The following is a 13,357-nucleotide window of genomic DNA, read 5'->3' as shown; positions in this document are numbered from 1 at the left end:
TCCCTATTGCGCCAACCGGTGCGCAGTGACGGGCCCCATCTCGGTCAGGATCGCGTGCGCGGCGGCCTTGGGATCGGCGGCTTGCCAGACCGGGCGCCCCACAACGATGTGATCGGCGCCCGCCGCGATCGCGCTGGCCGGCGTTTCCACCCGTTTCTGATCCCCCAGATCGGCGCCGGCGGGCCGGACGCCGGGCGTGACGATCAAACCGGCCCCGGGCAGGGCGCGGATCGCCTGCGCCTCGCGCGGCGAACAGATGATCCCGTCGGCACCGGCATCGAAGGCACGGGCCGCCCGCTCGACGGTGATCTGATGAATGTCGCCCGGCTGGATCATGCCCGCATCCAGATCCGCACGCTCCAGCGACGTCAGGATCGTCACGCCGAGAATCTTGAGGTCGGTGCCGGCAGCCCCCTGCTTTGCGGCATGGACGACATGAGGGTCGCCGTGAACGGTCAGGAAATCCAGATCGAACTGTGCCAGCCCGCGCACCGCAGCCTCGACCGTGGCACCGATGTCGAACAACTTCATGTCCAGAAAGATGCGCTTGCCGTGCTCCTGCTTCAGTTCGTTGGCCAGGGCCAGCCCGCCTCCGGTCAGCATGCCCAGCCCGATCTTGTAGAAACCGACGGTGTCGCCAAGCTTTTCGGCCAGTGCCAGCCCGTCAAGCGCGTTCGGCACGTCCAGTGCCACGATCAGCCTGCTATCCATCCCTGCCCCGTTCGTCACGAAATCGCGGCGTTATGCCACAATCAGAAAGCGCTTGAAAGCACCGTGAAACATCCCAAATCATAACCGAAGACCCGAACCGGGGCGTGCCGCAACAGGGCGCCCGCGACACGGGGGCTAGTGAAAAGGAGAACATGCCGATGAACATGGAAAAGTTCACGGAACGGTCGCGTGGCTTCCTGCAGGCCGCCCAGACCATCGCGATGCGCGAGGAAAACCAGCGCGTCGTTCCCGAACATCTGCTGAAGGCGCTGATGGACGACGACCAGGGGCTGGCGGCCAATCTGATCAACCGATCAGGCGGCGACGCCAAGCGGGTCCAGCAGGCGGTCGATCAGGCCGTGGCCAAGCTGCCCAAGGTGTCGGGTGGCAACAATCAGGTCTATGTCGATCCCTCGATGGTCCGCGTGCTGGACGAAGCCGAAAAGGTCGCCAAGAAAGCCGGCGACAGTTTCGTTCCGGTCGAACGGATCCTGATGGCGTTGGCGATGGTGAACACCAACGCCAGGGACGCGCTTGAGGCCGGGGCGGTGAACGCCCAGAACCTGAACAGCGCGATCAACGACATCCGCAAGGGCCGCACCGCCGATTCGGCCAGCGCCGAAGACAGCTATGAGGCGTTGAAGAAATACGCGCGCGACCTGACCGAGGCCGCCGAACAGGGCAAGATCGACCCGATCATCGGCCGGGACGAGGAAATCCGCCGTGCCATGCAGGTCCTCTCGCGGCGCACCAAGAACAACCCGGTGCTGATCGGCGAACCCGGCGTGGGCAAGACCGCGATCGCGGAAGGGCTGGCGCTGCGCATCATCGACGGCGATGTGCCCGAAAGCCTGCGCGACAAGCGGTTGATGGCGCTGGACATGGGTGCGCTGGTCGCCGGGTCCAAATACCGCGGCGAATTCGAGGAACGTCTGAAGGCGATCCTGAAAGAGATCGAGGCAGCCGCCGGCGAGATCGTGCTGTTCATCGACGAGTTGCACACGCTGGTCGGCGCCGGCAAGACCGACGGCGCGATGGATGCCGCGAATCTGATCAAGCCTGCGTTGGCGCGGGGCGAGTTGCACTGCATCGGCGCGACCACGCTGGACGAATACCGCAAGTATATCGAAAAGGATGCGGCCCTGGCCCGGCGTTTCCAGCCGGTCATGGTCGAGGAACCCACGGTCGAGGACACGATCAGCATCCTGCGCGGCATCAAGGAGAAGTACGAGCTTCACCACGGCGTTCGCATCAGTGACGCGGCGCTGGTGGCGGCTGCGCAATTGTCGAACCGCTATATCACCGACCGTTTCCTGCCCGACAAGGCGATCGATCTTGTCGATGAGGCAGCCAGTCGCCTGCGCATGGAGGTCGACAGCAAGCCCGAAGAGCTGGACCAGCTGGATCGCCAGATACTGCAGATGCAGATCGAGGCCGAGGCCCTGAAGAAAGAGGACGACGCGGCCAGCAAGGATCGCCTTGAACGGCTGGAAAAGGATCTGTCCGATCTGCAGGAACGCAGCGCGGAAATGACCGCCCGCTGGCAGGCCGAACGCGACAAGCTGGAAGGGTCGCGTAACCTGAAGGAACAGCTGGACCGCGCGCGGGCCGAACTGGATCAGGCGAAGCGCGAGGGCAATCTGGCGCGTGCGGGCGAGCTGTCCTACGGCATCATCCCCGGTCTGGAAAAGAAATTGTCCCAAGCCGACGACGCCGACGATGACGGACTGATGGTCGAAGAAGCCGTGCGTCCCGAACAGATCGCCGAGGTCGTCGAACGCTGGACCGGCATCCCGACCAGCAAGATGCTGGAGGGAGAGCGCGACAAGCTGCTGAAGATGGAAGAGGAGATCGGCCGCCGCGTGATCGGTCAATCCGAGGCCGTCACTGCGGTCAGCAACGCCGTCCGTCGCGCCCGCGCGGGCCTGAACGACGAGAACCGGCCGCTTGGCAGCTTTTTGTTCCTTGGCCCCACCGGCGTCGGCAAGACCGAACTGACCAAGGCGCTGGCCGAATACATGTTCGACGACGATCAGGCGATGGTCCGCATCGACATGTCCGAGTTCATGGAAAAACATTCCGTGGCTCGGCTGATCGGGGCGCCTCCGGGCTATGTCGGGTATGACGAAGGCGGCGTGCTGACCGAGGCGGTGCGGCGCAGACCCTATCAGGTGATCCTGTTCGACGAGGTCGAAAAGGCCCATCCCGATGTCTTCAACGTGCTGTTGCAGGTGCTGGACGATGGCGTTCTGACCGACGGTCAGGGCCGGACGGTGGATTTCAAGCAGACACTGATCATCCTGACCTCCAACTTGGGGTCTCAGGCCTTGTCACATCTGCCGGAAGACGCCGATTCGACCGAAGCACGGCATCAGGTGATGGAAGCGGTGCGGGCACATTTCCGCCCCGAATTCCTGAACCGGCTGGACGAGATCATCATCTTCCGCCGTCTCTCGCGCGAGAATATGGATGGCATTGTCGATATCCAGCTTTTGCGGCTTGAACAGCGGCTTGCGCAACGCAAGATTGTTCTTGATCTGGACGGCGACGCACGCAAGTGGCTTGCTGATCAGGGTTATGATCCGGTCTTCGGCGCGCGTCCGTTGAAGCGCGTGATCCAGCGCGCATTGCAGGATCCGCTGGCCGAATTGCTGCTGTCGGGCGAAGTGCTGGACGGGCAGACGGTTCATATCGGTGCGAATGAAGACGGGTTGATGGTCGGCAATCGCATCGGCAAGGCCGGTCACAAGCTGGGCGCGGTGGGCGAAGGGCCCAAGCCTGACGCAACGCTGCACTGAAGATCAGGCTTTCCTTCGGACCGAGGCGGTTCACCCTGCGTGAACCGCCTCACCTGAAGCCGGGCGAACGGGGCGCGGCGTCATCAGCCCCACCACCCGCACAACCAGCGGCAACGAAAACCGTTCTTCCGCCGCTTATTCCAGGATGAAATTGCTGCACATCGCGGCCTCCTGCCTGCACATCAGGGTCCAGGCCGTCTGCATGTGTTCGGCCATGACGGGGCGTGCCCGGTCGGCGTCACCGGCCCGCAGCGCCTTGACCAGATTCCTCTGGTGATCGCGTCCCCGCTGCCACAGTTCAAGATTCGGTCGCGAATACAGCCGCCGTTAGACCGTCAGGTCGGCCAGCAGGTTCACCATGAAATCTATTGCGAAATCCAGCAGGGATCGCGGGCTTTTTTTGGCAAGGATCGCATGAAATCGCAGCGACGCGACATGTTGCTCGGGTTCTTCCTCGATGGTTCTGGCGGGATGCGAATATTCCAGGATATTGGCTTCAAGCGCCCGCAGGATATCTTCGTCAAGCTGCCCGGCCAGCGACAATTGGCGGCGCTTGACCTGCGCGGAAACACGGGTGTCTTTACCGGCGGCCGGAACACCCCCGAAACCGGCAGCCGTGTGTTTGAAGGCGGCGTTACCACCGGAAAGATGCTGGCGCGAGCGGATGTTGTCGACACGCTGGCAGAAACGTTTCAGCCAACGCCTTCTGACCGCCCTGCGCGCCGCCCTGACGCGCGGCGGGGGCTGTTCTCGGCCGCGCTGCTGGTCCTGCATCCCGACCACGCTCCGCTGACGCTGCGGGTGGATCATCCCCCGACCGGTCCGATCTGCGCTCTGACCGACCTGCACCGGCTTGCCACGACCGGCGACTATGCACGATGGCTAGGCCATGTGCCGGTCCTGAGCGACAAGGAGCGTGGACTTGACTGATCGGGGCGCCAGCGCGGCAGATCTGTTTGGCTGAACTTCGCGCATTTCGGCCTTCGGGCCGGGCTTGACCCGCCTGCCCTTCACCACGCAGCATCGCGCTTGGCTTGATCCGCTTTCAGCACCGACGCGGCACGTCGGTCTATGGATGCTCGGCCGCAGCCGTGGATCATCAGCCTATTCCGCCGCGTCCGCAGCCAGAAAACCGCCCGACTGCCGCGTCCAGAGCCGCGCGTAAAGCCCGCCTTGCGCAAGAAGCTGGCCGTGGCTGCCTTGTTCCACGATCCGGCCCGCATCCATGACGATTAACCGGTCCATCGCGGCGATGGTGGACAGCCGGTGCGCAATGGCGATGACGGTCTTGCCTTGCATCAGCATGTCCAGCCGGGACTGGATGGCGGCCTCGACCTCGCTGTCCAACGCGCTGGTCGCTTCGTCCAGGATCAGGATCGGGGCATCCTTCAGGGCCACGCGGGCAATCGCGATGCGCTGACGCTGACCGCCCGACAGCTTGACGCCGCGCTCTCCGACATGTGCATCCAGGCCGTAGCGGCCGTAACTGTCGGACAATCCCGGCACGAAGCCATGCGCCTCGGCCATCCGCAGGGCATCGGCGATCTCGTCCTCGGTCGCATCGGGCCTGCCGTAGGCGACATTGTCGCGAACGGAACGGTGCAGAAGCGAACTGTCCTGCGTCACCACCCCGATCGCGGCACGCAGACTGTCCTGTGTCAGGCCCGCGATATCCTGACCGTCGATGGTGATCCGACCGCCCTCGATATCGTGAAAACGCAGCAGCAGGTTCACCAGCGTCGATTTCCCCGCCCCCGACCGGCCGACCAGACCGACCCGTTCGCCCGGCGCAACATGCAGCGTCAGATCGTCCAGCACCGCCAGCGGGCGCGCACCGTCAGGCCCTGCATAGCGGAAGGTGACATGATCGAAGCTGACCGCACCGGGGCCGGGTTGCAGGGCGCGCGCATCCGGCGCATCCAACACTTGGCGTGGCAGGGCAAGGCTGGCGATGCCGTCGCGAACTGTGCCGATATTCTCGAACAGCGAGGCGAACTCCCACATGATCCAGTGCGACATGTTGTTCAGGCGCAGCGCCAAGGGCACCGCGACAGCAACCGCGCCGACAGCCACGCGCCCCTCTGTCCACAGCCACAGTCCCAGCGCAGTTACCCCGCCGACCAGTGCAACGTTCAACACATTCAGCGCCACGTCCTGGATGGTGGACAACCGCATCTGCCGGTGGACGGTGTGCAGAAAGCCATCCATGCCGTCACGCATCCAGGCTTCTTCCCTGGTTGAATGCGAGAACAGCTTGACGGTCGCGATATTTGTATAGCTGTCAACGACCCTGCCCGTCATCTGCGACCGCGCGTCGGCCTGTGCCTGAGCCACCCGCCCCAAGCGCGGAACGATCTGCCACAGCATGATCGCATAGCCCGCAGCCCAGGCCGCGAAGGGCAGCGCAAGACGCCAATCCTGCGACCCGGCCAGCACCAGCGAACCGAGAAAATAGATCAGGACATAGCTGCCGACATCCATGATCTTCATCGCCACTTCGCGAACCGCCAGCGCGGTCTGCATCAGGCGCTGCGCGATCCTGCCCGCGAACTCGTCCTGGAAATAGCCGATCGACTGGCGCAGCAGATAGCGATGCGCCTGCCAGCGGATCCGCTGCGGGAAATTGCCCATCAGCGATTGGTGCAGGACCAGCGACGCGAGAAGGTTCAGCGCGGGCAGGCCGATCAGCAGCACCACCGCCATCATCGTCAGTCGCGCGCCTTCCTGCTGCCAGAACACCTCGCGCGGGGTGTCAGCCAGTTGGTCGACCAGATCGCCCAGCCAGCCGAACAACATCACCTCGATGACCGCGATCACGCCCGAGAACAGCGCCAGCGCCACAAGCCAAGGCATCGCGCCATGGCTGTAATGCAGCAGGAAGCGCCACAGTCCCCGCGGCGGCATGGCGGGTGTTTCGGACGGATAGGGATCGATGCGTCGTTCGAACCACGCGAACATGAAGCTTACCCGGAAAATACATGCGTGAGATTTGCAGAGGCCACTTGCTGGCCCGCTGACCGGGGCAAGTCAAGCCCGCCCGGCGGGGTTCGACCGGTTCGGCTTGATCTTTGATGCGTGATGGAACGCGCCCGGCGTCGGCAGGGTTGGTCCGCCGAATGCCGCGCCCATCGCGCGGCAACGAAATCCGTCAAGGAGGACAACATGGCCATCAAGAATCTGAAGGACCTGTATCTGGACCAGTTGAAGGATCTGTATTCGGCCTGCAAGCAGTCCATGCCCATGGTGACCGAACTGGGCCGCGCCGCCAAGTCGCGGGACCTGTCCGAGGCGCTGATCGCCGGCAACCAGGGGATCGCACGCGGCATGGAAGTGCTGTCCGAACTGTGCAATCGCCACGGTGCCGACCCCACCGGCGAACATTGCCGCGGCATGGAAGGTCTGATCATCGAGGCGAAGAAACACGCCATCGAGACCGAATATGCCGACGAGGACGCGCAGGATGCCGCGATCATCACGCAGTATCAGCGCATGATGCATTATGCGATCGCGGGTTACGGCTGCGTTCGCAGCTTCGCCAATCGCCTTGAACTGGACAGCGATGCGGCGGCCTTGCAGGAATGTCTGGACCAGACATGGGAAGGCGATCGCCACATGACGAAGATCGCGGAAGGCGGCGTTAACATGGCCGCGGTGGACGGACGCTGACATTCGGTCAGAATCCTTCGCAAAAAATTCTGATGCCCGAACATCAGACCAAGCCCCTTCGCATCATCACCGCGAAGGGGCTTTTCCTTTTCCAGCGCAGGACGGTCGCTGTCACAGATGGCGCGTTTCGGGGGCCGATTGCCACCAATTGTCGTGCGCCCCGTCCGCCCAATGGACGGGCGCCGCAATCAGTTCTGCCTCGCTGGCATCATCCAGTGCGCTGACGCAAACCTGGACGAAGCGCCCACCAAGTTCCGCCATTTCACCGTCCGTCCAAAGGCGCGTCCCGCAGCGGGCGCAGAAATGGTGGTGCATGTCGATCCCTTCATCCTGCATGCGGGGTGTCCGGGCCAGGTCCTGTGCGCCGCGCATCAGGCGAAAGCCGTGCGGATCTGGAAGGCGCATCTCCCAATAGCGCATCTTGCGGCAGAACCGGCAGTTGCAGCGCATCGTGCCATCTGCAAGATCGCCATCGGCCTGAAACGCGACCGCGCCGCAGAAGCAGCTTCCGTGATAGGTCTTCATTCCGCTGCCCCGCCGTGATTGACAGCCTCGATGTTGTTGCCGTCGGGGTCCAGGACAAAGGCGCCATAATAGTCGGGATGGTATTCGGGGCGCAGACCCGGCGCACCGTTGTCGCGCCCCCCCGCCGCCACGGCGGCCCGGTGGAATTCGTCCACCGTTGCACGGTCGGGCGCGACAAACGCGACATGGGCCGACCCCGAGGCCGTCTTTCCGGTGCCGATCCAGAAGAATGGCTTGCCATCCTTTCCGAAACCCGTATGCGCACCATGTCCACCGGTCATCTGTTCGGTCACATCCATCAGCACCAGAATGCCAAGCGGCGCCAGCGCGCGTTCATAAAAGGCACGTGCAGCTGACAGATCCGAAACTGCAAATCCGATATGGTCGATCATCTCGAAGCTCCTCTGGCGTGATGCTGCGATGATGGTTCGACCATGCTGACAATTCGCGTCAGCAACAGCATGACCGCCCCACAGTTGCGGGTCGGTCAAACGATGGATCGGGCGTGATCAGATGTTGCCTGCAGCCATTTCCTTGGCGATGTGGTCTGCCTGCCTGATCGCCAGCGCCACGATCGTCAGCGTCGGGTTTTCCGCGGCGCCCGTGGTGAACTGGCTTCCGTCGCTGACAAACAGGTTCGCGACATCATGCGCACGCCCGTTCCGGTCCACGACCCCATCCTCGGGCTTTTCCGACATCCGGTTGGTGCCCAGATTGTGGGTCGAGGGATAGGGCGGCGTCGGCAGGGTCCGCGTCGCGCCGACGGCGTCGTAGATCGCCACGCCCTGCTTGTAGGCGTGGTTGCGCATGGCGACATCATTTGGATGATCGCTGAAATTGACGTTGGCGACCTTCAGCCCAAAGCTATCCTCGGCATCAGACAGGGTGACGCGGTTATCGGCTTGAGGCATGTCCTCGCCCACGATCCACATGCCGGCCATGTTCTCATAGCTGTCCAGCGCAGTCGTGAATTCACGACCCCAGGCACCCGGGTCAAGGAAAGCCGCCATGAAAGGCAGGCCCAGTGCCAGCGTCTCCAGTTCATAGCCGCCCACGAAGCCGCGCGAGGGGTCGTGTTTGGCCTCATCGCGGATGATGCCTGCCATGGTCGTACCGCGCCACATCCGCACTGGTCTTTCGAAGGTCGCATAAACCGATCCTGTGGTGTGTCGCATATAGTTCCGCCCGACCTGACCCGAGCTGTTCGCCAACCCGTCGGGAAACATCGACGAGGCCGAATTCAGCAACAGGCGCGGGCTTTCAAAGCTGTTGCCGGCGACGCAGACAATCCGCGCCTTCTGCATCTGCAGATTGCCGTCCTTGTCGAAATATTCGACCCCTGTGACCTTTCCGCTATCGTCGTGCAGAATGCGGGCAACATGCGCGTGGTCGCGCACCTCCAGGTTACCGGTCGCCTCGCCGCGCGGAATGTCGGTATAGGCGGAAGACCATTTCGCCCCCCATTTGCAGCCCTGAAAGCAGAAGCCAGTCTGCTGGCATGACATCCGGTCGTCGTATTCGACGCTGTTGATCGCCATGTTCCCAGTGTGGACCTCTTGGTAACCCAGCGCTTTGGCGCCTTTCTCGAAGACCAGGTAGTTGTTGTTGCCCGGCAGCCGCGGACGCCCGCCGACGCCGGTCACGCCCAGCTTTGCCTCGGCCTTGTCGTACCATGGCGCCATCTCGGCGGCGTCAAGCGGCCAGTCCAGAAGGCTGGCACCTTCAACCTCGCCATATGTCGTGCGTGCCCTCCACTCGTGATCCTGAAACCGCAGGCTGGCGCCGGCCCAGTGAATCGAGGTGCCGCCAACCGCCTTCACGATCCATGCCGGAAGGCCGGAAAAATCCTTTGCCACCCGCCAGTCGCCGCTGGTCGTGCGAGGATCGGTCCAGGCAAGCTGTCCAAAGCTTTCCCATTCGTCGTTCACATAGTCCTCGGGCAGATAGCGTCCGCCCGCCTCCAGCGCGACCACCTTGACGCCCTTCTGCGCCAGTTCGTTGGCCAGCACCCCGCCGCCAGCGCCGGTTCCCACGATGACGACGACGCTGTCGTCGCCCAGTTCGAATTTCGCTGCCTCAGCCATGATCTTTCCCCCTCACAGCCAGTCGATGTCATCGAAGCCGCGGTTGATGTAACCGCCTTCGGAATAGGACTCGCCCTGATATCCAAAGATCGGCCAGACTTCCTTCTGGTTATACAGTCCGGTCACCAGCCCGCCCCGGACGGTCTGGAAGAATGGCGTGTCCTCGATCCGGCGCAGGATCGCGACCCGGTCGGCCTCCCACCCCGTCGAAAGATAGTCTTCAAAGCCCGCCTCTTTCGCAGCGGCGTCCAGCGCGGCGATCCCTTCCGCGACCGCCTGTTTCTGTTCCTCGCTGTCATAGGACTTTACGGCGATCGCATAGAAACGGTCGCCGACCTTGTCATGCGGATAGATGTCACGCGCCATCTGCAACAGCGTCGCCATTTCATGTTCGCTGACATTGCTGACTTCGACCGCCCATGCGGCGTCGGGTGCGGCGATGAAGCCTGCGCCCGCCACCGCCAGCGCACCTGCCGCCGCAGCGCGCGACAACAATGCACGCCGGGACAGCCCCTGCTTGCTAATCTGAGACATTTCCTTGCTCCTCCCTGGTCTTGCAACGCGCGGCGGATGCCCCTCCTCATCCGCCGCGCGCATCACTTGAAGCGGCCACCCCGCTTCAGAACCTCGATCTGATAGCCGTCCGGATCGGCGATAAAGAAAAAGCGCGCGATCAATTCCCCGCCCGGCGCGAAATCGACCAGCTTGCGCGGCGCGAACCCCTCGGCCTCGAGGCGCGCGTGCAGCGCATCCACATCCTCGACCGAGAAGGCGACATGGCCATAGCCGTCGCCCAGGTCATAGGGTTCTGTCCGGCTTTTGTTGATCGTCAACTCAAGCTCGGACTCGCTTTCGTCGTTGGACAGATAGACCAGCGTGAAATCGTCGAAATCCAGCCGGTCGGCGATCTTCAGCCCGAAACAGCGCTGGTAGAAACCGACCGAACGCGCTTCGTCCAGAACCCGGATCATCGAATGGATGTATTTCGCCATGAAGGCCGCCTCCTTGATTGCCCGTCTTCCGACAAGTCTAGATGGCGGTGCGCGAGGCCGGGTAGTAACGGCTTACTACAGGTGCGTTTTTCGCCTATTCGGCGGCGATGGCAGTGATCTGCTGATCCTCGCCCAGATGTATCGTGCAGGCGCAACGCAGCAGCGAGGTGAAGTTCCGCGCCTCGCCATGCAGTTCCAGAACCTCGGCGTGAAGCTTGGAAATGAAGGCAGGCGTGCTGACACCCTCGCGCGCGGCGATGTCATCGAGGATCCGCCAGAACGCCCGTTCCAGCCGGATCGAGGTCGATTGACCGTTCAGCCGCAGGCGGCGGGTTTCGGATTCATAGCGGTCGGGGTCCTGCCCCGCAAAGATCTGGCACATCAGCTTGATCTCGGGTGATGATGGGTGCCCGATCTTGCTGCAGATCGCGGAATGGGTCAACGCCACCTTTGGTCAGGTATCGCAGCATTCGGTGTCTTCTTTATGGCCTGCTGAACGCCGCCTGCGTTAACGAAAAAAAAGACCATGCTGGACAGCGTTGGGCATAGCTGCTGCGATGTCGGGGTTTCCCAAACTCTGGCGTATCCAGCATGGTCAAGAAAGCAACGCTCCTTTCGCGTTTCATTGCGCCGGTTGAGGATCGGCCAGTTCTTGTCGGTCTGGATGTTCACAACAAGACCTATACTGTCGCCCTCTTCGAGCCGCAGGACGGACTGGTCGAGACCTGAACTTGCCCGGAGGGAGAAGAAGCCCTTGCGAACCAGCTTGCCGGACTGGTTTGCCGGATCGCGCATGTCGTTTATGAGACCGGCCCGACGGGTTTGCCTTGACGCGGGCACTTGTACGCGCAGGTTTCGCCGTTTCGATGATCGCCGCGTCACGCATCCCAGCGGGATATACGGCGGCGGCGAAGACGGATCGGCTTGATGCGATGAAGCTGGCAGATTACCTCGCACGAGGATGGACCTGGCGCGACCCAGAGGCCAAGGCGATTTACAACCACAGTTTCGCGAAGCATGGGATTGGGCAAAAGGCTATCGTTGTTGTTGCCCGCGAGCTTGCGATCAAGCTCTGGCGCATGACGGCGGATATACCGTCAGCGACAGCCGAGGGTGCCGCGCGTGGGCCCCGGTCGGGATAACCGACCGCAAAAAAAGGGCGGCACCTTCATCTCTCGGCGCGTACCAAAAGCGATACTTGGTGATCCTGCATCCTGACAGGCACGAATAAGACAAGGCTTGCGCACGCCGGCGAACAACTTGGGTATAGGCTCAATCCGGCGGCGCTTCGCGTTTGCAGGGTTGGTTTGCGTGACCTTGGCGCAGGCTGGTGCGCGGGACAGAGCAGGCCTTCGCAATGGTCATTTCCAAGGTCGGCTCCGTTCTCCTTACTATTGACGACTAACATAACACGTTAGCTACATGTCAAACAGCTGGTAAACGCCAGCCTTCCGGGCTGCCGCCCATGTCTTAATGAAGTTCACCGCAAGTTAGGCATGACCTTGCGAGGATAACACAAGGCATATCCACAAATCTTAATTCCAATGGTTGGTCATGGGCGCCGGGCAAGGGCAGAATCCGAAGCCTCGAATAGTAGAGTTCGGAGAGCATTGGCGTCCTTCACCTGTTCGAAAAGGACGGGAATAACGCCCCGGACGCGGAGAGGACTCCATCCTGAGTGCGTCAGTCCGTAGCCGAAAGGTTGGACCACGTCTTCCGACAATAAAAAGCCGACCGTCAGCGAAGAATAGGGGCGCCCCTCTACGATCCCATAGGGAAAGTCCTTTGCATGCCAGCAGGAGATTAGGTAATCGCGCATTGCAAGCAAGTGGTTTCGGCCGGTTCGAAGGACGATCGCCCGTTCATTGGTCACCGCGTAGTGTAGGTGGCTAAGTATGTAGGCCCGTGTCGTCGCCATGTAGAATGCAACAAGTGCAAAGACTATCGTGACCGCACCATAGACCCAGATCGCGTCGGTCGCGCTAGGTGATTGCTTTTCATCAATCATCGGCCATGTGAGCCACATCAAGATCGTACCGACTAGCATCACCAACTGCCATGTTTTCTCTATACCGCTGAACTCGCGAAAGCGACGGCCGTGATCCGGCTGTCCGCTCCATAGAAGGACTTCGCCGGGTCCGAGATAGCGGCTCCAGCCATCATCTCGGTTCACGGCTGTTTGGGTAGATACTGACACTTTCAATCTGGGAACCAACGCTCCGAATTCTTACGCTTCAAAGCTTTCACAATTTGCTGGGGGACTGGAAAGCCTCTGACACCTCGCGGCCGGTCGAGCATTTCTGCCATTCGTACCGATCGCGGCATCGGTCAAGTTGGGCTCAATCCGGCCATCGGTGGGCCGATCGAGCCCTCGCAGCATCAACCGACGCGCTTGACAGACGTCCACATAAGCAAGGGGCCGTCCTTCCGGACGGCCCCTCAGTCGCGATATCCTTGCGGATCACTCGATGATTTTGGAGACGACGCCTGCGCCGACGGTGCGGCCGCCTTCGCGGATGGCGAAGCGGAGGCCGTCTTCCATGGCGATCGGGGCGATCAGTTCGACGGTGAACTTCAGGTT

The 13,357-nt window shown here is 62.1% G+C and carries 14 protein-coding genes; 3 read left to right on the top strand and 11 right to left on the bottom strand.

Annotated features, from left to right (window positions below):
* Nucleotides 1-3: 3 nt before the first annotated feature.
* Entirely contained in the window at nt 4-711 is a 708-nt protein-coding gene (gene pyrF, locus MU516_RS14905; protein WP_260278077.1) for an orotidine-5'-phosphate decarboxylase, read from the bottom strand.
* A gap of 158 nt (nt 712-869) precedes the next feature.
* Between pyrF and clpB the strand changes: the two genes are divergently transcribed.
* Both clpB and MU516_RS14895 read left to right on the top strand, forming a co-directional pair.
* On the top strand, nt 870-3,509 hold the full coding sequence (clpB, locus tag MU516_RS14900) for an ATP-dependent chaperone ClpB (RefSeq protein ID WP_260278076.1): 2,640 nt from the start codon (nt 870-872) through the stop codon (nt 3,507-3,509).
* Between the two features lie 414 nt (nt 3,510-3,923).
* Nucleotides 3,924-4,439 (top strand): DUF1028 domain-containing protein, encoded by a 516-nt coding sequence (locus MU516_RS14895; RefSeq protein WP_260278075.1) that lies wholly within the window; start codon nt 3,924-3,926, stop codon nt 4,437-4,439.
* A 174-nt stretch (nt 4,440-4,613) separates the two neighbouring features.
* Here MU516_RS14895 and MU516_RS14890 read toward each other — a convergent pair whose 3' ends face one another.
* Nucleotides 4,614-6,467, bottom strand: a complete 1,854-nt coding sequence (locus MU516_RS14890) for an ABC transporter ATP-binding protein (protein WP_260278074.1) — start codon at nt 6,465-6,467, stop codon at nt 4,614-4,616.
* Nucleotides 6,468-6,671: 204 nt separating this feature from the next.
* Here MU516_RS14890 and MU516_RS14885 point away from each other — a divergent pair, with 204 nt between their 5' ends.
* Nucleotides 6,672-7,175 carry a DUF892 family protein gene (locus MU516_RS14885; protein WP_260278073.1) on the top strand — a complete coding sequence of 168 codons (504 nt, stop codon included), beginning with the start codon at nt 6,672-6,674 and terminating at the stop codon, nt 7,173-7,175.
* Nucleotides 7,176-7,286: 111 nt separating this feature from the next.
* On the opposite strand, the gene MU516_RS14880 is transcribed toward MU516_RS14885, so the two are convergent.
* The 9 genes from MU516_RS14880 to MU516_RS14840 form a co-directional block, all read right to left on the bottom strand.
* The gene (locus MU516_RS14880) at nt 7,287-7,700 is read right to left on the bottom strand and encodes a GFA family protein (RefSeq protein ID WP_260278072.1); all 414 of its coding nucleotides are present in this window, start codon (nt 7,698-7,700) and stop codon (nt 7,287-7,289) included.
* The gene (locus tag MU516_RS14875) at nt 7,697-8,092 is read right to left on the bottom strand and encodes a VOC family protein (RefSeq protein ID WP_260278071.1); all 396 of its coding nucleotides are present in this window, start codon (nt 8,090-8,092) and stop codon (nt 7,697-7,699) included. Before MU516_RS14875 ends, MU516_RS14880 begins: the two co-directional genes overlap by 4 nt.
* A gap of 117 nt (nt 8,093-8,209) precedes the next feature.
* The gene (locus MU516_RS14870; protein WP_260278070.1) at nt 8,210-9,784 is read right to left on the bottom strand and encodes a GMC family oxidoreductase; all 1,575 of its coding nucleotides are present in this window, start codon (nt 9,782-9,784) and stop codon (nt 8,210-8,212) included.
* Nucleotides 9,785-9,796: 12 nt separating this feature from the next.
* Complete coding sequence (locus MU516_RS14865) at nt 9,797-10,318, bottom strand: Twin-arginine translocation pathway signal (RefSeq protein ID WP_260278069.1); 522 nt, start codon at nt 10,316-10,318, stop codon at nt 9,797-9,799.
* A 62-nt stretch (nt 10,319-10,380) separates the two neighbouring features.
* Complete coding sequence (locus tag MU516_RS14860) at nt 10,381-10,776, bottom strand: VOC family protein (RefSeq protein WP_260278068.1); 396 nt, start codon at nt 10,774-10,776, stop codon at nt 10,381-10,383.
* A 94-nt stretch (nt 10,777-10,870) separates the two neighbouring features.
* Nucleotides 10,871-11,158 carry a ribbon-helix-helix domain-containing protein gene (locus tag MU516_RS14855; RefSeq protein WP_209057821.1) on the bottom strand — a complete coding sequence of 96 codons (288 nt, stop codon included), beginning with the start codon at nt 11,156-11,158 and terminating at the stop codon, nt 10,871-10,873.
* Between the two features lie 56 nt (nt 11,159-11,214).
* Entirely contained in the window at nt 11,215-11,571 is a 357-nt protein-coding gene (locus tag MU516_RS14850) for a hypothetical protein (protein ID WP_260278067.1), read from the bottom strand.
* A 757-nt stretch (nt 11,572-12,328) separates the two neighbouring features.
* The gene (locus MU516_RS14845; protein ID WP_260278066.1) at nt 12,329-12,979 is read right to left on the bottom strand and encodes a hypothetical protein; all 651 of its coding nucleotides are present in this window, start codon (nt 12,977-12,979) and stop codon (nt 12,329-12,331) included.
* 258 nt (nt 12,980-13,237) lie between these two features.
* The coding region (locus MU516_RS14840) for an EF-Tu C-terminal domain-related protein (protein WP_260277027.1) at nt 13,238-13,357 on the bottom strand (120 nt) is incomplete at its 5' end.

This window comes from Paracoccus maritimus (genome assembly GCF_025195095.1).
Taxonomy (GTDB): Bacteria; Pseudomonadota; Alphaproteobacteria; order Rhodobacterales; family Rhodobacteraceae; genus Paracoccus; species Paracoccus maritimus.
The sequence above is the reverse complement of the archived record's forward strand: the minus strand, read 5'-3'. Positions and strand labels throughout refer to the sequence as shown.